This is a genomic window from Streptomyces flavofungini (assembly GCF_014650815.1).
Lineage (GTDB): Bacteria > Actinomycetota > Actinomycetes > Streptomycetales > Streptomycetaceae > Streptomyces > Streptomyces flavofungini.
Map to the genome: position 1 here is coordinate 1 of NZ_BMVR01000019.1, position 23,098 is coordinate 23,098.

14 protein-coding genes and 1 riboswitch are annotated in these 23,098 nt (G+C 71.4%); of the genes, 7 read left to right on the forward strand and 7 right to left on the reverse strand.

Annotated features, from left to right (window positions below):
- Positions 1 to 29: 29 nt before the first annotated feature.
- The 3 genes from IE274_RS34855 (at position 30) to IE274_RS34865 (ending at position 7,831) form a co-directional block, all read left to right on the forward strand.
- Complete coding sequence (locus IE274_RS34855; RefSeq protein ID WP_229910005.1) at positions 30 to 5,588, forward strand: non-ribosomal peptide synthetase; 5,559 nt, start codon at positions 30 to 32, stop codon at positions 5,586 to 5,588.
- 274 nt (positions 5,589 to 5,862) lie between these two features.
- On the forward strand, positions 5,863 to 7,350 hold the full coding sequence (locus IE274_RS34860) for an amino acid permease (RefSeq protein WP_190119950.1): 1,488 nt from the start codon (positions 5,863 to 5,865) through the stop codon (positions 7,348 to 7,350).
- A 25-nt stretch (positions 7,351 to 7,375) separates the two neighbouring features.
- On the forward strand, positions 7,376 to 7,831 hold the full coding sequence (locus IE274_RS34865; RefSeq protein ID WP_030360443.1) for an Lrp/AsnC family transcriptional regulator: 456 nt from the start codon (positions 7,376 to 7,378) through the stop codon (positions 7,829 to 7,831).
- A 130-nt stretch (positions 7,832 to 7,961) separates the two neighbouring features.
- Here the strand turns inward: IE274_RS34865 and IE274_RS34870 are convergent, their stop codons facing one another.
- Positions 7,962 to 8,612 (reverse strand): Repetin, encoded by a 651-nt coding sequence (locus IE274_RS34870; RefSeq protein ID WP_190119951.1) that lies wholly within the window; start codon positions 8,610 to 8,612, stop codon positions 7,962 to 7,964.
- Between the two features lie 333 nt (positions 8,613 to 8,945).
- Between IE274_RS34870 and IE274_RS34875 the strand changes: the two genes are divergently transcribed.
- Together IE274_RS34875 and IE274_RS34880 are read left to right on the forward strand one after the other, a co-directional pair.
- Positions 8,946 to 9,740 carry a carbon-nitrogen hydrolase family protein gene (locus IE274_RS34875; protein WP_190120018.1) on the forward strand — a complete coding sequence of 265 codons (795 nt, stop codon included), beginning with the start codon at positions 8,946 to 8,948 and terminating at the stop codon, positions 9,738 to 9,740.
- 80 nt (positions 9,741 to 9,820) lie between these two features.
- Positions 9,821 to 11,515, forward strand: coding sequence for a flavin monoamine oxidase family protein (locus tag IE274_RS34880; protein WP_190119952.1), 1,695 nt, complete (start codon positions 9,821 to 9,823; stop codon positions 11,513 to 11,515).
- 6 nt (positions 11,516 to 11,521) lie between these two features.
- Here the strand turns inward: IE274_RS34880 and IE274_RS34885 are convergent, their stop codons facing one another.
- The 3 genes from IE274_RS34885 to IE274_RS34895 form a co-directional block, all read right to left on the reverse strand.
- Positions 11,522 to 12,418 carry an LLM class F420-dependent oxidoreductase gene (locus IE274_RS34885; RefSeq protein ID WP_190119953.1) on the reverse strand — a complete coding sequence of 299 codons (897 nt, stop codon included), beginning with the start codon at positions 12,416 to 12,418 and terminating at the stop codon, positions 11,522 to 11,524.
- 111 nt (positions 12,419 to 12,529) lie between these two features.
- A complete protein-coding gene (locus tag IE274_RS34890) occupies positions 12,530 to 13,267 on the reverse strand; it encodes a DUF5995 family protein (RefSeq protein WP_268255603.1) in 738 nt (245 codons plus the stop codon).
- Positions 13,268 to 13,318: 51 nt separating this feature from the next.
- A complete protein-coding gene (locus tag IE274_RS34895) occupies positions 13,319 to 14,734 on the reverse strand; it encodes a uracil-xanthine permease family protein (RefSeq protein ID WP_190119954.1) in 1,416 nt (471 codons plus the stop codon).
- Positions 14,735 to 14,917: 183 nt separating this feature from the next.
- On the opposite strand from IE274_RS34895, the gene IE274_RS34900 reads away from it, so the two are divergent.
- Positions 14,918 to 16,225, forward strand: coding sequence for an alginate lyase family protein (locus IE274_RS34900; RefSeq protein WP_190119955.1), 1,308 nt, complete (start codon positions 14,918 to 14,920; stop codon positions 16,223 to 16,225).
- Positions 16,226 to 16,367: 142 nt separating this feature from the next.
- On the opposite strand, the gene IE274_RS34905 is transcribed toward IE274_RS34900, so the two are convergent.
- On the reverse strand, positions 16,368 to 17,591 hold the full coding sequence (locus tag IE274_RS34905; protein WP_190119956.1) for an MFS transporter: 1,224 nt from the start codon (positions 17,589 to 17,591) through the stop codon (positions 16,368 to 16,370).
- A 257-nt stretch (positions 17,592 to 17,848) separates the two neighbouring features.
- Between IE274_RS34905 and IE274_RS34910 the strand changes: the two genes are divergently transcribed.
- On the forward strand, positions 17,849 to 19,021 hold the full coding sequence (locus IE274_RS34910; RefSeq protein ID WP_190119957.1) for an ROK family transcriptional regulator: 1,173 nt from the start codon (positions 17,849 to 17,851) through the stop codon (positions 19,019 to 19,021).
- Positions 19,022 to 19,190: 169 nt separating this feature from the next.
- Here IE274_RS34910 and IE274_RS34915 read toward each other — a convergent pair whose 3' ends face one another.
- Positions 19,191 to 20,078, reverse strand: coding sequence for an RNA polymerase sigma-70 factor (locus IE274_RS34915; protein ID WP_190119958.1), 888 nt, complete (start codon positions 20,076 to 20,078; stop codon positions 19,191 to 19,193).
- 172 nt (positions 20,079 to 20,250) lie between these two features.
- A complete protein-coding gene (locus tag IE274_RS34920; protein WP_190119959.1) occupies positions 20,251 to 22,575 on the reverse strand; it encodes a chitinase C-terminal domain-containing protein in 2,325 nt (774 codons plus the stop codon).
- A gap of 332 nt (positions 22,576 to 22,907) precedes the next feature.
- Positions 22,908 to 23,038: riboswitch (FMN riboswitch) on the forward strand.
- The last annotated feature ends 60 nt before the right edge of the window (positions 23,039 to 23,098 follow it).

The window sequence follows — 23,098 nt, forward strand, 5'->3', positions numbered from 1 at the left end:
AGGTGGTGTCGCGGGCGCGGGTGCTGGGTGTGGAGGTGACGCCGCGGCAGATCTTCGAGTGCCGGACGGTGGCCGAGCTGGCGCAGGTGGCGGTGGCGGACGGCTCGGATGCGGGTGTGGTGTTGGAGGAGTTCGAGGGGGGTGGTGTGGGTCGGCTGCCGGTGTTGCCGGTGAGCCGGTATCTGCGGGAGTTGGGTGGCGGGTTCGGTCGGTTCTCGATGTCGGCGGTGCTGGATTTGCCGGTGGGGATCGATGCGGTGGGCCTGGCGGTGACGTTGGGTGCGGTGTTCGACCGGCATGACATTCTTCGCTCGCGGCTGGTGGCTGGTGATGAGTGGAGTCTGGAGGTTGCAGAGCGGGGTTCGGTGGACGTGGCGGGCCTGGTCCATCGGGTGGCATGTGATGGTGAGTGGGGTGCGCCGGGCTGGCGGGAGCTGGCGGAGGCGGAGCTGGATGAGGCCACCGGGCGGTTGGATCCCGAGGGTGGGGTGATGGGCCGGTTCGTGTGGTTCGATCCGGGTGCGGACGTTCCTGGTCGGCTGCTGGTGGTGTTGCATCACCTGGTGGTGGACGGGGTGTCGTGGCGGATCCTGCTGCCCGATTTCGCCGCAGCCTGGGAGCAGGTGCGCTCCGGCGAGGACCCGGTGCTGACTGACGTGGGTACGTCGGTGCGGCGCTGGACGCACGCCCTTCAGGATGAGGCCGTCAGCGAGGACCGGATCGCCGAACTCCCCCTGTGGCGAGGCATCCTGGAGACAGCGGATCCCGTCATCGGCTCGCGCCCCCTCGACCCCGCCGTGGACGTGGCATCCACAGCGGAGTACCTGTCCGTGCGCCTTCCGGCGCGGGTGACGGAGGCGTTGCTGACGTCGGTGCCGACGGCGTTCCGTGGCCAGGTGAACGACGGTCTGCTGGCCGGGCTCGCCCTCGCGGTGGCCAAGTGGCGGCAGAAGCGCGGCATCTCGGAGTCCTCGGCGCTGATCCGGCTCGAAGGGCACGGGCGTGAGGAAGGTGTCGTGCCGGGTGCGGATCTGTCCCGCACGGTGGGCTGGTTCACCAGCATGTTCCCCGTCCGCCTCGACACCAACGGTGCCGCTCTCGATGAGGCGTTCGCCGGTGGACCCGCGGCAGGGAAGGTGGTGAAGGCGGTCAAGGAGCAGCTCCTCGCCATCCCCGACAAGGGCGTCGGCTACGGCCTGCTGCGCTACCTCAATCCGGAAACGGCCGCTGTTCTACAGGGGCACTCGGCCGGGCAGATCGCCTTCAACTACCTGGGTCGGTTCTCCGCCGCCGACATGCCGGAGAACCTGCGCGGCCTCGGCTGGAGCGAGGCCCCCGGCGTCGACGACCTGGTCGCCGCGCCGGACGCGGACATGCCGCTGATGTCAACGCTGGAGATCAATGCCCACGTCAGTGACACCGAGCAGGGCCCGTGCCTGAACGCCCGCCTGGGCTTCCCCACCGGCGTGCTCTCCCGCGAGGACGTGCAGGAGCTGGCCGATCTCTGGTGCGCGGCGCTGGAAGGCCTCACCCGGCACGTGGCGCGGCCCGGCGCCGGTGGTCTGACGCCGTCGGATGTGCCGCTGGTGTCGGTGGACCAGCGCAAGCTGGAGGTCTGGGAGAAGAAGTACCCCGGCCTGGCCGACGTGTGGCCGCTGACCGCACTGCAGTCCGGGCTGCTCTTCCACGCCCTGTTCGCGGACGCTGCGTACGACGCGTACCACATGCAGTTGGTGTTCCACCTCTCCGGACCGGTGGAACCCGAGCGGATGCGCGTGGCGGGGCAATCCGTCCTGGACCGCTACGCCAATCTGCGGACCGCGTTCGTCAGCGACACCGCCGGTGAACACGTGCAGCTCGTCGTAGACGACGTCCAACTGCCCTGGCACCACACCGACCTGAGCGACCTGTCGGAGGAGGAGCGGGAGGCGGCGTACGAGCGGATCCTCGCCGAGGACGACCGCCTCCACTTCGACCTGGAAAAGCCGCCGTTGGTGCGGATGACGCTGGTGACCATGGGCCCGGACCGGGCCGAACTGGTCTTCACCGCCCACCACGTCCTCCTGGACGGCTGGTCGCTGCCGCTGCTGATGCAGGATCTGCTGCGGCTGTACGGCTCCGACGGTGACGCTTCGGTGCTGCCGCGTACGCGCGGCTACCGGGACTTCCTGACCTGGCTGGCCCAGCAGGACCACGACGCGGCCGCCCGCGCCTGGGCCGAGGAACTCGACGGGCTCGACGAACCCACCCTGCTGTGCCCGGACACCACGGCCGAGCAGGCGGACGGAGAGGAGAGCGAGGGCGCCGAGGGGCTCGGACAGCTCGAAGTGCCGCTGTCCGTGGAGACGTCCCGCGAACTGGAGCGGCAGGCCGCCGAGTTGGGCGTCACCCTGAGCACCGTCGTGCAGGCGGCCTGGGCCGTGCTGCTCGGTCGGCTCACCGGGCGCCGGGACGTGGTGTTCGGCACCACGGTGTCCGGCCGCCCGCCCGCCGTCCCGGACATCGACACCATGGTCGGCCTGTTCATCAACACCCTTCCCGTCCGCGTGACCTGCTCCCCCCAGGACACCTTCGCCCAGATCCTGACGCGGCTCCGGGACCGCCAGGCCGTCCTGCTCGACCACCACCACCACGGCCTCGCGCGGATCCAGCAGGACACCGGCCTGAGCACCCTCTTCGACACCATGGTCGGATTCCAGTCCTATCCGATCGACCGGGTGGGCCTCACCGAGGCGAACACGACCGCCGGGATCGCGTTCACCGGCATCACCTCGCTCAGCGGCACCCACTACCCGCTCGGCGTGATCGGCAGCTCCGAACCCCGGCTGCGCGTGGCCATGCAGTACCAGCGCCACACCTTCGACCACGCCGCCGTGGAGACCATCGCCGACCGGCTCGCGCACATCCTGCGCAGCCTCGCGGCCGACCCGGACGTGGTCGTCGGGACGATCGAGGTGCTCACACCGGGCGAACGCGAGCGGCTCATCGGCGAGTTCAACGACACGGCGGCACCGCTGGCCGAAGCCACCATTCCGGAGCTCTTCGCACAACGGGTGTCGACGGGTCCGGATGCCGTCGCGGTCGTCGACGACGACGAGACGCTGACCTACCGGGAGCTCGACGTCCGGTCGAACCGGCTGGCGCGCGAGCTGTTGCGGCGCGGAGTGGGACCGGAGTCCGTGGTGGCGGCGGCGCTGCCGCGCTCGGCGGCGATGGTGGTGGCATGGCTGGCCGTGCTCAAGGCGGGCGGCGCGCATCTGCCCGTCGACCCGGGCTACCCGGACGAGCGGATCACGTACATGCTCACGGACTCCGGGGCCTGCCTGGTCCTCGCGGACGCGACGACGGCCGAGGGCCTTCCCGAGCCGAACGTCCCCGTGTTCCGCCTGGACGATCCCCAGGTCGCCGAGGCCCTGACCGGCTCCGACGGTACGGCGCTCAAGGACGCGGAGCGAGGCCGGCCGCTGTCGGTCGCGGGAACCGCGTACGTCATCTACACCTCGGGTTCGACGGGACGGCCCAAGGGAGTCGCGGTCACCCACTCCGGGGTGGCCAGCATGGTCGACGCGCACGTCGACGGCCTCGCGATCACCCCGGACAGCCGGGTGCTGCAGCTCGCCTCGCCGAGCTTCGACGTGTCGGTCTGCGAACTGTGCATGTCCCTGCTCTCGGGCGCCGCCGTGGTCCTCACCGACGTCGAACGCCTGGCCCCCGGGATCCCCCTGGCCAAGACGATCGACGAGCGGCGGGTGACCCACGCGATGATCCCGCCGCACGTGCTCGCGGCACTCCCGCCCGGCTCGCTGTCCACCGTGACGTCCCTGGCCACCGGCGGCGAGACGATCCCGCCCGAAACCGTGGCCGAATGGTCGAGCGGGCGGCGGATGGTGACCCTCTACGGGCTGACGGAAACCACCGTGTGCGTCACCATGAGCACGCCGTTGACAGCCGACGGCAAGGTCGCCCCGATCGGGCGGCCGACCACGAACTCCCGGGCGTACGTCCTGGACACGGCGCTGCGGCCGGTGCAGGTGGGGGTGCCCGGAGAGCTGTATGTGGCCGGTCCCGGCCTCGCGCGCGGCTACGTCGGCCGTCCGGACGTGACGGCCGACCGATTCGTGGCCTGCCCCTTCGGCGGCCCCGGCGAACGGATGTACCGGACCGGGGACGTGGTGGTGTGGACGCCGGACGGCGACCTGGTGTTCCAGGGGCGTGCGGACCACCAAGTCAAGATCCGCGGATTCCGGATCGAACTCGGTGAGGTCGAGGCGGCGCTCCTGACGCACCCCGGCGTCGCGCAGGCCGTGGTGGTCACCGACGGTCCGCCGAGCGCCCGGCGCCTGGTGGCGTACGTGGTGCCGACCGAGGACGGAGCCGAGGAATCCGTCGGCGCGCACCCGGGGAACCCCAGTGACGTTCCGGACGGCCGGACGCCCCGGACCCTCGCCGCCGGGCTGCGCGAGCATCTGCGCGAACGGCTGCCGGAACACATGGTGCCGTCCGCGGTGGTGACCATCGACGAGGTGCCCCTGACACCCAACAGCAAACTGGACCGGCGCGCCCTCCCGGCGCCGGACCACACCGGGCAGCTGACCGGACGGGCCCCGCGGAACTCGCGCGAGGAGCTCCTGTGCGGCCTGTTCGCCGAGGTGCTCGGCCTGGACCGGGTCGGAGCCGACGACGACTTCTTCGGCCTCGGCGGACACTCGCTCCTCGCCACCCAACTGGTCAGCCGCATCCGCACGGTGCTCGGCGTCGAGACCTCGATCCGGCGGGTGTTCCAGTCGCCGACCGTCGCCGAACTGGCCGTCGAGCTGGCGGCGGACAGCGGTGCCGCCGAGTCCGGTGACCCGTTCGCGGCCGTACTGCCGATCAAGACGAGCGGGGACAAGGAGCCGCTGTGGTGGATCCACCCCGGCAGCGGGCTCTGCTGGATCTACCTCGGATTCGCCGGACGGCTGCCCGCGGACCGACCCGTCTACGGCATCCAGGCGAAGGGCTTCGACGGGGTGACACAGCCGCCCGAGTCGATCGACGCCATGGTCGCCGACTACGTCGAGGAGATCCTCGCGGTACAGCCCGAGGGCCCCTTCCATCTCCTCGGGCTCTCCATCGGCGGCACCCTCGCGCACGCCATGGCCGCCGAGTTCCAGCGGCGAGGGCACGAGGTGGGGCTCCTCGGCCTCCTCGACAGCGTTCCCAGCACCTTCTTCGAACGCTACGAGCCGCCCCACGCCACCGACATCCGCGCCTACTTCGGCGAGCACCTGATCAGCGCCGGCAACGCCGGTGACCACGAGGCGTTCGTGGACAACGCGGTCTCCGTCATCGTCGGCCACACCAGCATGATGGACGGCTTCACGTCACCGACGTACCGCGGCGACGCGCTGTTCTTCAACGCGACGGCCGAAGGAGACGGCTCGTACGCGGACCTGTGGCGCAGTCACATCACCGGTGCCCTACGGGAGTACGACATCGACAGCACGCACCAGGACATGTACCTGCCCGCACCCGCCGACGAGATCTGCCGAGCGGTCGTCCGCGCGCTCGACAGCGACGCGGAAGGGGGCTTCGGCAGGGAGAGCTGACCCGGCGTAGGCGGCGTGGTGCGGGTCACTCCGCACCACGCCGCACGCAACGGACGAAACGGACGGCGCAACAAACACACGCTCATCCCCGTCGCACGCAACGATCTTGTGCCGATGCGCAACGTTGCTGCATTACGGTTGGGAACCAGCGCCTCGTAGAGTCGGGCGCTGTACGTGGCGTGGCGGGGACTGCCTGCTCGGTGGTTCCCGTTTTTGCGTGTGGACTGCCGCGGCTCCCTGCCACCTCTACCGGCAGCGATGAAGGAGCCAGCGCGTGCTCGACCAGGGCGCACCCCCGCAGACCCGAAGCCCCCAGGGCCCGGTGGGTCTCGGCACTCGACTGATGCGGCGCAAGCCGGTGGAACGCCTGGTCGCGGAGGGCGGCCAGGGCGAGGGTGGCTCGCTGCGGCGCACCCTCGGCATGTGGCAGCTGACGATGATCAGCATCGGTGCGACCCTCGGCACCGGCATCTTCGTGGTGCTGGGCGAGAGCGTCCCCAAGGCCGGTCCCGCCGTGACCGTGTCCTTCGTGATCGCCGGCCTCACCGCCCTCTTCTCGGCGCTCTCCTACGCCGAGCTGGCCGGCACCATCCCGGTCGCCGGATCCTCGTACTCCTACGCATACGCAACCATGGGCGAACTCGTCGCCTGGGTGTGCGGCTGGTGCCTGGTCCTGGAGTACGGCGTGTCGGTCGCGGCCGTCGCCGTCGGCTGGGGCGAGTACCTGAACGAGCTGCTCGACGGCACCATCGGCGTCACCATCCCGGACGCGCTGTCCGCGGCTCCCGGTGAGGTCGACGGGGCCATCATCAACCTGCCCGGCCTGATCGTGGTGCTGCTCGCCATGGTCTTCCTGCTGGGCGGCGCCAAGGAGTCCGCGCGCGCCAACACGATCATGGTCATCGTGAAGATCGCGGCCCTCGTGCTGTTCTGCGCCGTCGGCTTCACCGGCTTCAAGTCCGGCAACTACGCCGACTTCATGCCGCTCGGCGTCGCCGGGGTCAGCGCCGCCGGAGCGAGCCTTTTCTTCTCCTACATCGGCTTCGACGCCGCCTCCACCGCCGGCGAGGAGGCCAAGAACCCGCAGCGCGACCTGCCGCGCGCGATCATGCTCTCGCTGATCATCGTCACCGCGCTGTACGTCCTGGTCGCCGCCGTCGCCGTCGGCGCCTGGAACTGGAAGGACTTCGAGGGCTCCGAGGCGTCGCTCACCGCGATCATGAACGACGTGACCGGCCAGAACGTCTGGGGCACGCTGCTCGCCGCGGGCGCCGTCATCTCCATCGCCAGCGTCGTCCTGACCGTCCTCTACGGCCAGACCCGCGTGCTCTTCGCGATGTCCCGCGACGGCCTCGTGCCCAAGAAGTTCGCCAAGGTCAGCGGCAAGACCGGCACGCCCCGCGTGAACACCGTCATCGTGTCGCTGTTCTGCGGCGCGCTCGCCTCCGTGATCCCGCTCGGCAAGCTCGTCGACGCCACCAGCATCGGCACGCTCTTCGCCTTCGGCCTGGTCAACATCGCCGTGGTCGTGCTTCGCCGCACCCGGCCCGACATGAACCGCACGTTCCGGGTTCCCTTCGGCTGGCTCTTCCCGGTGCTCGGCTTCGGCTTCTGCGCGTACAACATGTTCAACCTCGACTCGGTCACCTGGGTCGTCTTCGGTGTCTGGATGGCCGTCGGCCTCGTGTTCTACTTCCTGTACGGGATGCGCCGCTCCCGTCTGGAGACCGCCGAGACCCCTGAGGTCCCCGCGGTGAAGTGACACGCAGAGAAGTGAACGACCCCCTGTGCGACTGAACGATCTCGACGAACGCATCGTGCACGCCCTCGCCGAGGACGCCCGCCGTTCCTACGCCGACATCGGCCAGCTCGTCGGACTGTCCGCGCCCGCCGTCAAACGGCGCGTGGACCGGCTGCGGGCCACCGGAGCGATCACCGGCTTCACCGTCCGGGTGGACCCGGCCGCGCTCGGCTGGGAGACCGAGGGGTTCATCGAGATCTACTGTCGCCGGAACACCTCGCCGGAGGCGATTCAACGGGGGCTCGAGCGGTACCCGGAGATCGCGTCCGCCTCCACCGTCACCGGGGAGGCGGACGCGATCGTTCAGGTTTTCGCGGCGGACATGCGGCACTTCGAGCGGGTTCTCGAACGGATCGCGGGGGAGCCGTTCGTGGAGCGCACCAAGTCGGTGCTCGTCCTCTCGCCCCTGATGCGCCGCTTCTCCTCGGGCTCGCCCGCCTAGCCAGGGCCCCGCACGGGGCACGGGGCTGAACGAGGCCGACCCCCCGCCCGGTCCGTGGCCGGGCGGGAGGCCGGGGTACACAGCGAGGCACGGACCGCCCGACCCCCGTACGGACGGCCCGCGCCCCTGATCACCGCGGGTCGGGGTACGGAAGCTTCCACGGCTGCACGTGGAAGTCGCCCGTACCCTTCTTGACCTGCTCGAACGGTGCGGCGCTGTTGCACTTCGTCAGCTTCTTCGTGCCGTCGGGGCCGCCCACCGCGGCCCAGCTGTAGCCGAGCCGGTCCTTCTTGCCCTGGTCGTGGACGCTGAAGCCGACGCGGCTGCCGTTCATCTCCTTGATGTTGGTCTTCGTGATGATGCCGGTCGCCGACGCCACCTTCCCGCCGGTCAGCAGGCAGTCGATACGGCCCGTGGCCCAGCCGCCCTTGCCACCTGGCTTCTCCAGGTGCACGAACTTGAACGTGCCGGTCGCCTTGCTCGGGTCGGCGTTGTGCCGGGCGGCCAGATGCGCGTCGAACGTGAAGGTGATGTCCTCCGTGGTCTTGCGGAACAGCTTCGCCGAGCCGGTGAGCGCGGCCGCCTCCCGCGGCTTCGCCTTGGCCGCGGCCGCGTCCTTCGCGGCGGGGGCGGGGTGGGCGGCGTCCTGCGTGCCGATCCGCTTGCCGGGGTGCGTCACGTCCTCGCCGGACGCCACGGCGACGCCCGCCGCGCCCGCGGTGAGCAGGACCGCGGCGCCAAGGACGGCGACACGGGTGGGGGTGAAGGCGATGCGGCTCACGGGGAGCCCTCCGTTCGGTCAGGCCGTTCGCCCGGCGTTTCCGGGTGAGATCACGATCCCGTGGCAGGGGGGTCGGCCGCGTCCGGCCGTGGGCTGCACTGCGCTTCCGCCGCACGGGGGAGGAGCCGCGGCGGGGCATGCGCCCGCAGGCGGACACCTCGCCCGCCCGGCACGCAACGAATCGCCGCCGCCCCCGTCCCACGCGCAACAAATCGCTCAGAGGGGTGCAACGGTCGCACCTTGCCCGGCCACGGCCGCGGAACGTACCGTCTTTGCGAACCCCTGACGCCCGCCCGTCTCCCTACGCACGCCTCGAGGTCAGCCATGTCGCCGCTGCGCACAGCCCTGCTCCAGAGCTCGGGTCGCCCCGGCTCCGTCGCCGCCAACCTCAAGGTGCTCGACGAGGCCGCGGAGCGGGCCGCCGCCGCCGGTGCCCGGCTGCTCGTGACGCCGGAGATGTTCCTGACCGGGTACGCGATCGGCGACGACGTGCCCCGCCTCGCCGAGCCCGCCGACGGCGACGCGGCGGACGCGGTGGCCGACATCGCCGTACGCCACGGCCTCTCCGTCGCCTACGGCTACCCGGAGCGCGCCGACGCCGACGTCTTCAACGCCGTCCAGCTCATCGGCGCGGACGGCACCCGGCTCGCGAACTACCGCAAGACCCACCTCTTCGGCTGCTTCGAGCGCGACCACTTCACGCCCGGCGACCGGGCCGTCGTCCAGGCCGACCTCGACGGCCTCCGCATCGGCCTGATGATCTGCTACGACGTGGAGTTCCCGGAGAACGTCCGCGCGCACGCCCTCGCGGGCACCGACCTCCTGCTCGTCCCGACCGCGCAGATGCACCCGTTCCAGTTCGTCGCCGAGTCCGTCGTGCCGGTGCGCGCCTTCGAGAACCAGATGTACGTCGCGTACGTCAACCGCGTCGGCCCCGAGGGCGAGTTCGAGTTCGTCGGCCTGTCCACGCTCGCCGGTCCCGACGGGATCGCGCGGGCGCGCGCCGGACGCGGCGACGAGCTGGTGTTCGCCGACGCCGACCCCGCCTTCCTCGCCGCGTCCCGCGAGGCCAACCCCTACCTGAGCGACCGCCGCCCCGGCCTGTACGGACCCCTCGTCCAGGCCTGACCGCACCGGCCCCGACCGGCCGCCGAGGGCGACGCCTCGCCCGCACCACCTTTCCGTACCGTGCAAGGAGTCCGTACCCCATGACGTCAACGGTGCCCACCGCTGTCCAGCACACCGACGCGCAGCCGCCCATCACCATGTTCGGGCCGGACTTCCCCTACGCGTACGACGACTTCCTCGCGCACCCCGCGGGCCTCGGCCAGATACCCGCGACCGAGCACGGCACCGAAGTCGCCGTCATCGGCGGCGGCCTGTCCGGCATCGTGGCCGCGTACGAGCTGATGAAGATGGGCCTCAAGCCCGTCGTGTACGAGGCCGACCAGATCGGCGGGCGGCTGCGCACCGTCGGCTTCGAGGGCTGCGACGCCGACCTCACCGCCGAGATGGGCGCGATGCGGTTCCCGCCGTCCTCCACGGCGCTCCAGCACTACATCGACCTGGTGGGCCTGGAGACCAAGGCGTTCCCCAACCCCCTCGCCGAGTCGACCCCCTCCACGGTCGTGGACCTCAAGGGCGAGTCGCACTACGCCACCACCGTCGACGACCTGCCGCAGGTCTACCGCGACGTGATGCACGCCTGGAACGCCTGTCTGGAGGAGGGTGCCGACTTCTCCGACATGAACCGCGCCCTGCGCGAGCGCGACGTGCCGCGCATCCGGGAGATCTGGGCGAAGCTCGTCGAGAAGCTCGACAACCAGACCTTCTACGGCTTCCTCTGCGAGTCCGAGGCCTTCAAGTCCTTCCGGCACCGCGAGATCTTCGGTCAGGTCGGCTTCGGCACCGGCGGCTGGGACACCGACTTCCCGAACTCCATCCTGGAGATCCTGCGCGTCGTCTACACCGAGGCCGACGACCACCACCGCGGCATCGTCGGCGGCAGCCAGCAGCTTCCGCTGCGCCTGTGGGACCGCGAGCCGCAGAAGATCGTGCACTGGGCGCCCGGTACGTCGCTGAGCTCGCTGCACGAGGGCGGCGAGCCGAAGCCCGCCGTGACGCGCCTGCACCGCACCGCCGGAAACCGCGTCACCGTCACGGACGCGTCGGGCGACATCCGCACCTACCAGGCGGCCATCTTCACCGCGCAGTCCTGGCTGCTGCTCTCGAAGATCGAGTGCGACGACTCGCTCTTCCCCATCGACCACTGGACGGCGATGGAGCGCACCCACTACATGGAGTCCTCCAAGCTCTTCGTGCCCGTGGACCGGCCGTTCTGGCTGGACAAGGACGAGACCACCGGTCGTGACGTCATGTCGATGACGCTCACCGACCGCATGACGCGCGGCACGTACCTGCTCGACGACGGGCCGGACAAGCCCGCCGTCATCTGCCTCTCCTACACCTGGTGTGACGACAGCCTGAAGTGGCTGCCGCTCTCGGCGAACGAGCGCATGGAGGTCATGCTCAAGTCGCTCGGCGAGATCTACCCGAAGGTCGACATCAGGAAGCACATCATCGGCAACCCGGTGACCGTGTCCTGGGAGAACGAGCCCTACTTCATGGGCGCCTTCAAGGCCAACCTGCCCGGCCACTACCGCTACCAGCGGCGCCTGTTCACCCACTTCATGCAGGAGCACCTGCCCGCGGACAAGCGCGGCATCTTCCTCGCGGGCGACGACATCTCCTGGACGGCCGGCTGGGCCGAGGGCGCCGTCCAGACCGCGCTCAACGCCGTGTGGGGCGTCATGCACCAGTTCGGCGGTGCCACCGACGCGACCAACCCCGGTCCCGGCGACCTCTACGACGAGATCGCGCCGGTGGAACTGCCGGAGGACTGAGGGCCCTCAGAGACCGGCCGCACGGGCCGCCGCGTGCACCGCGGCGGCCACGTCCGTCAGCTCCCGCGCGTCCCGCACGCCCGACTGGAGGTCGATGAGGATCTCCTCCACGCCGACCTCGGCGTGCGCCACCAGGTCCTCGGCGATCTGCTCGGCGCTGCCCCGGAAGGGGGCGCGGGTGGGGCCGTCGTACGGCTTCGGGGTGTAGCGCGCGTTGGCGCGCAGGACGCTCTGGATCGGAGCCGTGCGGCCGCGCTCGGCCGCCAGGTCCGTGAGCCGCCGCCACTCCTCGGCCAGGCGCGCGGCCCCCGCCGCGCCCGGCATCCAGCCGTCCGCGCGGTCCACGAGCCTGCGGGCGGCGCGCGGGCTGTTGGCGGGCAGCAGGACCGGGATCGGGCGGGCCGGTTTCGGCCCCACCTCGGACGGGGCGATCTTCGTCCACGTCCCCTCGTACGCCACCGGGTCCGGGCCCCACACCGCCCGGCACACGTCGAGCGTCTCGTCGAGGAACCTGCCGCGCTGCTCGTACGGCGCCGACGCCGCCGCCGCGTACTCGTCGAGGGACCAGCCCGTGCCGAGGCCCGCGACCACGCGGCCGCCGCTCGCGGCGTCCAACGAGGCCAGGGCGCGCGCCAGTTGGAACGGTCCGTGCAGCGGGGCGACCAGGACGCTGGTGCCGAGGCGCACCCGCTCGGTGACGGCGGCGGCGAGCGTCAGCGTGATCAGGGGGTCGGCGACCGAGCGGTAGTTCCCCGGCCAGGGCCGACCCGGGATGCCCCACAGGCCCTGGGTCGGAGGATCGGGGAACAGGACGCGTTCGAAGACCCAGAGGCTGTCGAACCCGGTCTCCTCGGCGAAGCGCGCCACGTGCGGGACGTCGCGGCCGACGGTGAAGTGCTTCATCTGCGGGAGGCCTAGGCCGAGTCGGCAAGAGGGCACGACAGCTCCTGTGGGTCCGGCACGGGTCCCGAAGGGCTCCGGGACGGGTCCCGGTCACGCTAGCCCGGTTCGGGATCAGTCCGGCAGAGGCGTGAGCAGCATCCGTCCGACGAGCCCCACCGTGTCGTCCAGGCGGGCCCGCATCTCCTCCGCCACGCCCGGGAAGTCACGCAGCGCCCACAGGGCGCGCGCCGCCGACCACGCGCCGTCGCGGGCGCGGTCCAGGCTCCAGGAGCCCAGGAGGTGGGTGATCGGGTCGGCGACCTGGAAGAGGTCGGGGCCCGGCATCAGGTCCTCGCGGATGCGTTCCTCCAGCGAGACCAGGATGTCGCCGACGCGGTCGAACTCGTCCTCCAGATCGGTCGGCGCGCAGCCGAGGGCGTGGCTGGTGTCCACGACGGCGAGGGCCAGGTCGTGGCCGATGTGGGCGTTGATGCCCGCGAGCGCGAACTGCAGGCCGCGCACGCCGGGATGGCGGCGGAGCTGGAACAGGGGCCGCCAGCACGCGGGCGGGTGCCGGTCGGCCGCCACCGCGTCCACGGCCCGCAGATAGCGCTCGGCGAAGCGGACGTCGAGGGTCACCGCCGCCGTGACGTCCGGGAACCCGCCCGCCGCGACGCTCCGGCTGACCTCCTGAGTGACCGCCAGATACACGCGGTTGAAGACGGCGACGCCGTCGCGGCGCGGCCAGGAGGCGTCGAGGGCGCGCATCCGCGCCACCACGCCGTCGAGGCCGCCACCGGTGCGGCGGCCGTTTCCGCTGTCCTCGCGCACGGGGTGGGCGCGCTCGGCGATCCGCTCGGACTGGGCCATGGGGGCAGGTTCCCAGCCCCGGCGCGGCACGCGGGCACGCCGGGCGCGGGCTTACCCAGAACGAGGGAACGCGTCCGAGTCCTTGTGCGTGTCGTCCCCGTCGTCGTACGTCGACGTGCCCGAATCCAGCAGCGGTTCCTGGGTCTTGAGGTGCGCGGGGGCGAACGCCCGCAGCACGTGGTAGCCGGTGATGACCACGACCGTGCCGAGCGCGATGCCGCTGAGCTGGAAGTTGTCGGTGAACTTCAGCGACACGTTGCCGACGCCGATGATGATGCCCGCGGCGGCCGGGACCAGGTTCAGCGGATTGCGCAGATCCACCTTGGCGTTGATCCAGATCTGCGCGCCGAGCAGCCCGATCATGCCGTACAGGATGACGGTGATGCCGCCGAGCACGCCGCCGGGGATCGCCGCGACGACCGCGCCGAACTTGGGGCACAGGCCGAAGAGCAGGGCGAAGGCGGCCGCCGCCCAGTACGCGGCGGTGGAGTAGACGCGGGTCGCGGCCATCACGCCGATGTTCTCGGAGTACGTCGTGTTGGGCGGGCCGCCGACGGCGGTGGAGAGCATGGACGCGGCGCCGTCCGCGGAGATCGCGGTGCCCAGCTTGTCGTCCAGGTCGTCGCCGGTCATCTCGCCGACGGCCTTGACGTGCCCGGCGTTCTCCGCGACCAGCGCGATCACGACGGGCAGGGCGACGAGGATCGCCGACCACTCGAAGCTCGGCGCGTGGAAGGACGGCAGGCCGATCCAGTCGGCGTGCCCGACCGCCGACAGGTCCAGGCGCCAGTGGTCGGTGATCTGGCCGGAGCCGCTCTGCGAGTGGATCTTGCCGAAGACGGAGTCGAGCACCCACGAGAGCGCGTACCCGAAGATCAGGCCCAGGAAGATCGCCACGCGGGACCAGAACCCGCGCAGGCACACCACGGCGAGCCCGGTGAACAGCATCACGAACAGCGCCGTCCACTGGTCCTGCGGCCAGTAGGTGGAGGCCGTCACCGGCGCCAGGTTGAAGCCGATCAGCATCACCACCGCGCCCGTGACGATCGGCGGCATCGCCGCGTGGATGATCCGCGCGCCGAACTTCTGCACCGCGAGCCCCACCAGGAACAGCGCCGCGCCGACCACGAACACCGCGCCCGTGACCGTCGCGCTCGACCCGCCCTGCGCCCGGATCACCGCGGCCACGCCCACGAACGACAGGGAGCAGCCGAGGTAGCTGGGCACCCGGCCGCGCGTGGCGAGCAGGAAGATGACCGTCGCGACGCCCGACATCATGATCGCGAGGTTCGGGTCCAGGCCCATCAGGACCGGCGCGACGAACGACGCCCCGAACATCGCCACCACGTGCTGGGCGCCGAGCCCGAAGGTCCGGGGCCAGGAGAGCCGTTCATCGGGGCGGACGACGGCTCCGGGCGCGGGGGTGCGCCCGTCGCCGTGCAGTCTCCAGCGCACGCCGAGATCCATGGTGAGTTCGCTTTCTGTGCGCGGGGGACGAGCCGTGTCGTCGCAGGGACGAGCCGTGTCGTCATGTCGACGATCAGCGTCGACATGTTAGTGCGACGTAAGGGTGGCTCCTTTCCGGCGCGCTTCCGCTACGTTGGCATGGCCAAGTCACTGAACAGCGTTCACGTATCTGATGGGAGAGTGATGAGCGCCCGTACCCGCATAGGCGCCCTGTTCACCGCCACGGCCGCCGTCGCCGCCGTACTGGTGACGGCCCTTCCGGCGACCCCGGCCCCGGCTTCGGGACCGCCTCCGGCCGCCGTGCCCGCCGCGAAGCCCGAGATCCCCGACACCGCCGTCCTCGACGGCACGCGCCTGGCCGACGCCAAGCGGCGGCTCGACCGGGGCGACCCCGAACTCCGCCGGGCCCTCGGCCAGTTGACGACCCGCGCGGACAAGTGGCTCGGCAAGGGCCCCTGGACGGTCACCGACAAGCCGAAGCCCGCGCCGAGCGGCGACCCCCACGACTACCTGAGCCAGGCCCCCTACTGGTGGCCGACCAAGCCGAAGACCCCCGACAACCCCTGGGGCTGCCCGTACGAGCAGCGCGACGGCGAACGCAACCCCGAGGTCGACACGGGCACCGACCGCCGCGACGTGGAGAGCGTCTTCGACTCGACCTACGAGCTGTCCCTCGCCTGGTACTACACGGGCGACAGGAAGTACGCCGAGCACGCCGCGAAGATCCTGCGCACCTGGTTCCTCGACCCGGCGACGCGGATGAACCCGCACCTGAACCACGGGCAGTTCATCCCCTGCAAGTACGACGGCCGTGCCATCGGCATCATCGACTTCTCGCAGTCGTACACCTCCGTCGTCGACGCCCTCGCGATACTCGGCACCGGCGCGCCGGGCTGGACGACGGCCGACCGCACGAAGATGCGGTCCTGGACCAAGAGCTTCCAGAAGTGGCTGACGGACAGCGAGTTCGGCAAGCAGGAGGCAGCCGCGAAGAACAACCACGGCACCTTCTACGACATGCAGCTCGCCGCCCTCGCGTACGCCAACGGCGACAAGGCGCTGGCCCGCAAGACCGTCCTGAACGCGCGCGCCCAGCGCATCGACCCCCAGATCGCCGCCGACGGCAGCCAGCCGCAGGAGCTGACCCGCACCCGCAGCTGGCACTACTCGACCTTCGACCTGGTGGCGTACACCCGCCTCGCCGACATCGGCCGGCACGTGGGCGTGGACCTGTGGAAGTACCGCGGGCCCGACGGCCAGAGCCTGTTCAGGGCGGTCGACTACCTCCTGCCCGCCGCGACGGGCGCAGCGAAGTGGCCGCACCCCGAGCTGGAGTTCCTGCGGTACGCGGCGAGCGACGTCGTGCGCGCCGCCGCCGACGCGGGCTCGGCCGCAGCGAAGGCCGCGGTGCCGAAGCTGGAGCGGCCGCCGGGCGGGGATCTGTGGGGGCTGCGTCCGGCGGCCGATCAGCTGGACTCGATCGCGGGCTGAGGTGGGCGGCCCGGACCGCGTTCCCGGGCGGGGGTCGCGACTCCCGCCCGGGGGCTGGCTGTCGAGTGTGCCGGGGGCCGCGGGTCTCGCCGGGTGTGCGGGGCCCGCGGGCCCGCCAGGAGGCGCGGGGCCCGCGCGCCCGTCAGGACTTGCGGTCCGCCGGTGCCGACTCCGCCGAACCGGCCTGCACCGACGCGCGTCCGGCCGTCCGCAGCACCCCCGCGAACGCCACGAGCCCGCACGCCAGTGCCGTGACCAGGCAGAAGGAGGCCACCAGGCTGGTCGCGTCGGCGAGAGCGCCGATCGCCGACGGTGCGACCAGGCTGGAGGTGTACGTGATGGTGGCGACGCCCGCGATGGCCTGGCTCGGGTTGGGGCCGCTGCGCCCGGCCGCGGCGAACGCCAGTGGGACGACGACCGCGATGCCGAGACCCATGAGCGCGAACCCGGTCATGGCCATCGCCGCGTGCTGCGCCGTCACCACGAGCAGTCCGCCGAGCGCGGCGCACACCCCGCCCGCGCGCACCGTGCGGACCGCTCCGAACCGGTCGACCACTTTGTCGCCCGCGAACCGCGCGACGGCCATCGTGAGCGTGAAGCCGGTGGTGCACGCGGCGGCCAGGCCCGCGGAGGAGTCGAGCACGTCCTTGAGGTACACCGCCGACCAGTCCAGGCTCGCGCCCTCCGCGAACACCGCGCAGAAGCCGACCGCGCCGATGAGCAGCGCCGACTTCGGCGGCAGCGCGAAGCGCGGCGGTGCCTCCTCCTCCGGCGCGCTGCGCAGGTCGAGCACGCCCTGACAGGCGATCAGGCCGAGCACGGTGAGCACGGTGGCGGCGAGGAAGTGGTGCACGCGGGCGTCGACGTGCAGATGGGCCGCGATCGTGCCGCCCGCCGAGCCGATCAGGGCGCCCGCGCTCCACATGCCGTGCAGGCCGGACATGATGGACTTGTCCATGCGGTGCTCGATCTCGACGCCGAGCGCGTTCATGGCGACGTCCGCCATGCCCGACGTCGCGCCGTACACGAACAGCGCCGCGCAGAGCGTCACGAGGTTCGGCGCGAGCGACGGCAGCGTGAGCGCGAGCGTCCACAGGGCGAGCAGGCCGCGCAGCGCCGTCCGGGCGCCGAAGCGGTGGCTCACCCAGCCCGCCAGCGGCATCGCCACGGAGGCGCCGATCGCCGGGAAGGCGAGGGCCAGGCCGAGCAGGCCCGCGCTGAGGTCCGCGTGGTCCTGGATCCACGGCACCCGGGTGGCGAACGACCCGGCGACCGCCCCGTGCACGCAGAAGATGACGGCGACGGCCAGCCGTGCCCGGCTCAACTGCCGTTTGTCATAGACCCCGTGGCCCTGCTCCGCACTCATCCGCTCCACCCCTCCACGCTCCCGTTCGGAACCGCCGCAGTAAACTATCAGGAACCCTGCCTGATAGAAGAGGGTCAGGGAACCGAATATCTCGCGCGTCCGGAAAGCGGCCTCTCCTCCGTGGAGGGTGGCTTCTCCGCGGCGGAGGGCGGCCTCAGCGGAGGGCGCCTCTCCTCGGCGGAGGGTGCCCTCGGCGGAGGGGGTGGTCTCTCCTTCGTGGAGGCGGACCGGCGTGAGCGCTGTGGAAGGATCCCGCCATGCCCGCATCACCGAGCACCGCTCGGGCCATCAACGACCGGCTCGCGCTGCGCCTGCTGCAGCACGAGGGGCCCTTGACGGCGGGACAGTTGAAGCAGCTCACCGGCCTGTCCCGGCCCTCCGTCGCCGACCTCGTCGAGCGTCTGCAGGGCTCCGGTCTGATCACGGTCGTGGGCGAGACGGGGGAGCGCCGCCGGGGCCCGAACGCCCGCTTGTACGGCATCGTGGCCGACCGGGCCCACCTGGCCGCCCTGGACGTGCGCACCGAGAGTGTGTCCGTGGTCGTGGCCGACCTGCTCGGCGCGCAGCTCGCCGAGGCCACCGTGCCGATCGGCGGCGGCACCGGGACCGGCGACGCCGTCGAGCGGGCCGTGGCCCTCGTCGAGCGCACGGCCCGTGCGGGCGGCGCGGGCCGGCTGCACACGGTGGGTGTCGGCGCGCCCGGCCTCATCGACCCGGCCACCGGCGACCTGCGCGACTCGGCGGGCCTGCCCACCTGGCACCGCCGCCTGGTCGCGGCCCTCACCGAACGGCTGCCCGCGCGTGTCCTGGTGGAGAACGAGACCAACCTCGCCGCCCGCGCCGAGCAGCGCGACGGCGCCGCCCACGACCGCGACACGTTCGTGCTGCTCTGGCTCGGTGCGGGCACCGGCGCGGCCGTGGTCCTCGACGGCACCCTGCGTCGCGGTGCCTCCGGCGGTACCGGCGAGATCGGCTTCCTGCCCGTCCCCGGCACCGCGGGGCTGCCGTCCGCGACGGCCTGCGACGGCGGCTTCCACTCGCTGGCCGGTTCGGCGGCGGTCGAGGAACTGGCCGCCGACCACGGCCTGAAGGCGACGCCCGAGCCGTCCGAACTCCCCGCCGCCGCACTGGTCCGGCACGCCGTCGAGTCCTGCCATACCCCGTTCCTGGACGCCCTCGCCGACCGCGTGGCCATCGGCGCGGCGTCCGTCACGGCCGTCCTCGACCCCGGGTGCGTGGTGCTCGGGGGCGAGTTGGGGCGCGCGGGCGGCGAGGTGCTCGCGGGGCGGGTGGGGGAGCGGGTGGCCGCCATGTCGCCGCTCCGGACGGAGGTCAGGGCCAGTGTGCTGGGCGGTGCGGCGGTGCTGCGGGGGGCGCTGCTGACGGCGAGGGACGCGGCGCAGGAGGAGTTGTTCGCGCCTGGGGGGTGAGGGGGCGGGGTCGGGTTGGGGGGAGCCGTTCTCGTCGGGTCGGGCCGAGCGTGCCTCGGATGCCGTCGTCCGGCGGGACGTGTCGGGCCGCCGCCCCCACCCGCAGACGGCGCTCCCGCCGGGCCGGACAGTGCCCCCGCCCGCCCGGACGGCGCCCCCGCCCGCCCTGTCAAGCAGCCGACAACTGCCGCTCCACGTACCCCAGCTTGTCCGGATTGACCACGGCTCGTACCCCCGCGACCCGCCCGCCCGCGAACTCGAACGTCGCCACCCCGGTCAGCGCCCCGTCCACCCGCGACACCAGCGCGGGCGCGCCGTTGACCTCGGCGAACGAGAACTCCATCCCGGCGCCGAAGGTCTCGATGCCGCCGATCAGGAACCGTGCCACCTTGTCGCGGCCGACGATCGGCCGCCGGGCCGCGGTGGCCTTGCCGCCGCCGTCGCCCCACCAGGTGACGTCCTCCGAGAGCAGCCGTTCCAGGCCCGCGAGGTCGCCGTCGCGGGCCGCCGCGATGAACGACCCCACGAGCTCCTCGTGCCGCGCGGGCGCCGACTCGAAGCGCGCGCGGTCCTCGGCGACGGCCCGCGCGGCCCGGCGGTGGAGCTGGCGCGAGTAAGCCTCGCTCACGTCGAGGACACCGGCGATCTCCCGGTGGCTGTACGAGAACGCCTCCCGCAGCACGTACACCGCGCGCTCCACCGGCGTGAGCCGCTCCAGGAGCACGAGGAAGGCCATCGACACCGAGTCGCGCTGCTCGGCCGACTCCAGCGGGCCGAGCGCGCCGCCCGAGGTGACGACGGGCTCCGGCAGCCAGGCGCCCACATAGGTCTCGCGGCGGGCGCGCGCCGAGGTGAGGCGGTTGAGGCAGAGGTTGGTGACGACCTTGGCCAGCCAGGCGCCGAGGCGTTCGATGGCGGCGCGGTCCGCGCCGCTGAGGCGCAGGAAGGCGTCCTGCACGGCGTCCTCGGCCTCCTGCGCCGAGCCCAGCAGGCGGTAGGCGAGGCCGAACAGACGCGACCGGTGGGACTCGAACTCGTCGGCGAGCGGCGCGGGCATCACCCCTCCAGGCTGCCAGAACGCCGACCGGCCCGGCCGCTGGGGGTGGACCGGGCCGGACCTGATGGGAGCCCGGCGGCGAGGCAAGGGCACGTCAACCCGCCGCCGGGCGCTTGTGGGGGGAGCCCGCCGGGGCACCGCAGGCCGCAGCCGAGCGGTCGCCGTCCGACGGTCAGCAGGCGCCGAGGTCCTGCCACACGCCCCAGTCACCGGTGGTCCCGGGCTCCTCGCCCTTCGTCCACCACTTGGACTTCCAGTGGTGCGACTTGTGGGACACGGTCGTCCCGGAGCCGTACTCGGACGACGTGCTCCACGTGGGCGCGGTGCACTTGCCGGGCGGGTCGGTCGGGTCGGGCGGGTCGGTGGGCCCGGGGCCGGTGCCGGGCTCGACCACGGTCGTGCCGCGCGCCAGGTCACCGGCGAGCCCGTACGTCGTACCGCCGATGTTCACCGTCCAGTTCGACGGGGTCGACACCGGCAGGTAGTAGTTGAACGACAGGTCCACCGACGCGCCGGGGGCCAGCGTCTGCCAGGCGGGCAGCTTCAGCGAGACGCGGTGGAAGTCGCCCTTGAGTCCGCCGACGTTGTTTCCGGTGTGGCCGGTGCTGATCACCTTCGTGCCGAAGCCGGACTGGTCGGACGCGTTGGCGGGTGCGGAGGTCGAGTAGTCAAACTGGAACTCTGTGCCGCCCGGGAGGGTCGTTTTCGTGTTGTTGGTGATCTTCAGCTTGGGCGTGATCGGGTAGTTGGAGTCGCCGAGCTTGAAGTCGCCGAACTCCACGCCGATGTCGACGGCCTTGGCGGGCAGGTCCTTGCCCGCGACCTTCGCGCCGTACGGGGACGCCGACTTGAACTTGTCGTACATCGCCGTGGTGAGCGTGTCGCCGATCTCGTACTGCCCCTTGGCGGAGTTGTACTTGTAGTCACCGGCGAGCTCCCAGACCATGGTGCCGCCGATGCCCTTGTCGACCACGTAGTCGGCCTTGGCCCGCACCGACTGCTCGTCCTCGGTGGACAGGAAGACCTTCTTCTCGGCGTTCCACAGCCAGGGCGCGACGAGCGTCGAGTCGTACTTGCGCGCGTAGGTCCCGCTGAGCTTGGTGTCGGCGGGGAAGCCGTACTTGGTGACGTAGTCCCCGACGACACCCTTCTCCAGGTTCTTGGCGTGCCACATCGGGTTCGACCCCGCGGGCGACTCCTTGCCCTTGTCGTCCTTGTCGTGCCACAGGTTGTCGATGCCGACGGCGCCGTCACCGCACTTGGTGAGCCCCGACCCGGCCGGACAGTCGGTCGAGGCCGCCTTGCCCCACAGCCCGTCCGTGCCGCCCTGCACGTTCTTGAAGCCGCGGGTGTAGTACGGCAGGCCGATGTTGATGCGGCCCGCGGGCATCGAACCGCGGAAGTAGTGATAGGCCCAGTCGGTGTTCAAATACCCGACGCCGCCGTACTGCTGGCTGCCGTACACGCCGGCCGCCGCGAGTTCGGCGTCCTTCCCGTCGTCGTACAGGGAGGCGTTCGGGCCGACGTATTCGTTCCAGGCGCCATGGAGGTCGTACGACATGATGTTGACGTAGTCCAGGTACTTCTGGACCTGGAAGGTCTCCATGCCGCGCAGGAGATAGCCGGACGACGGCGCGGCCACGGTCAGGAGATAGTGCTTGCCGTCGGCGGCACCGGCCCGGTCCAGCTTCTCGCGCAGCGTCTTCATCAGGACGGCATAGCCCTTGACCAGGCCCGCGCGGCGGCCGTTGGCGAGCTGCCAGTCCAGCGGATTGCCCGCGTCCTTCATCGTCGTCGGGTATTCGTAGTCGATGTCGACGCCGTTGAAGCCGTACTTCTTGATGAACGCGACGGTGGAGTCCGCGAAGGTCTCGATGCCCGCCTGGTTCACCGAACCGTCCGCGTTGGTGGCCATCGAGTAGAACCCGCCGGAATTCACGCGCTTGCCGTCGTCGCCGAAGTATCCGCCGGTCTCGGCCCAACCGCCCACCGAGACCATGGTCTTGACGTTCGGGTGCTTCTTCTTGAACTTATTCAGCAGATTGAAATGACCCTTGTAGGAGTACGCGGGGTCCATCTCCGCGCCCGCGACGCCCGGCCAGGTCATGCCGGTGGCGGCGTTCTTCTCGCCGTCACCGCCCACGGAGATCTTGTTGTCGCTCCCGATGTGCGCGAAGGCGTAGTTGAGGTGAGTGACCTTGTCCCAGGGGATGTCGGACGCCAGATAGGCGGGCTCGCCGTTCTTGCCGGTGCGCCAGCCGGTGAAGTAGCCGATCACGCGGCGCTGGTGGTCGGCGCCCATCTTCTCGCGGCCGTCGGCGTCGTAGACGGAGCAGTAGGGGACGTCGACGCCGGGGGTCTTGTAGAGGCCGTCAGGACGGCAGGACTCGTTGTCGGCGGCGTGCGAGGTGGTCGCGGCGAGGGTGCTCATGAGTAGTCCGGCGACCGCTGCGCCGGCTGCCAGGAGCGTGGCTCTCGCTCGGGTGGGGGTGGGCACGTCGGTTCCTCCTGGGGAGGCTCGGTGTCGCACAACGAACGGGGACGGCGGCCCACGGCGTGCGCACGCCGGGCGGGCCTCTCCTCGGAGTGACGCAGACGTTAAGAGGACTAGACCAGTGCGTCAATAGGTACGGACCAATCCTCTTCGGGGTTCCTGCCAGGTGGGTCGTGGTGTGAAGGGGGGTGGGAGGCGCAGTGGAAGGGGGCGGTGAGGGCGGGGAAGAGGGGGCGGCGGGGCGGGCGGGCCCGCCCGGGCGCCTGTGAGCCAGCCCACAGGATCTCCCCTGCGCGGCCCTGACCAGGCGTGGCACACTGGTCTGGTACCAGAAGCAGCGCACTCCGGGGTCGGTGTAATTCCGAACCGGCGGTTACAGTCCGCGACCCGGCCGCCTCCAGCGGTCGGTTGACCAGGTGAAACTCCTGGACCGACGGTGAAAGTCCGGATGGGAGGCAGTGCGCGGCGAGCGGACACATGTGTCATGTGTGTCGCCTCGTCGTCATGGCTCGGTTCCGTCTTGCGG

Coding starts and splice junctions, on each gene's coding strand:
- IE274_RS34880 (WP_190119952.1), top strand. CDS start 9,821: ATGACGTCAACGGTGCCCACCGCTGTCCAGCACACCGACGCGCAGCCG.
- IE274_RS34885 (WP_190119953.1), bottom strand. CDS start 12,418: ATGAAGCACTTCACCGTCGGCCGCGACGTCCCGCACGTGGCGCGCTTC.
- IE274_RS34890 (WP_268255603.1), bottom strand. CDS start 13,267: ATGGCCCAGTCCGAGCGGATCGCCGAGCGCGCCCACCCCGTGCGCGAG.
- IE274_RS34895 (WP_190119954.1), bottom strand. CDS start 14,734: ATGGATCTCGGCGTGCGCTGGAGACTGCACGGCGACGGGCGCACCCCC.
- IE274_RS34900 (WP_190119955.1), top strand. CDS start 14,918: ATGAGCGCCCGTACCCGCATAGGCGCCCTGTTCACCGCCACGGCCGCC.
- IE274_RS34905 (WP_190119956.1), bottom strand. CDS start 17,591: ATGAGTGCGGAGCAGGGCCACGGGGTCTATGACAAACGGCAGTTGAGC.
- IE274_RS34910 (WP_190119957.1), top strand. CDS start 17,849: ATGCCCGCATCACCGAGCACCGCTCGGGCCATCAACGACCGGCTCGCG.
- IE274_RS34915 (WP_190119958.1), bottom strand. CDS start 20,078: ATGCCCGCGCCGCTCGCCGACGAGTTCGAGTCCCACCGGTCGCGTCTG.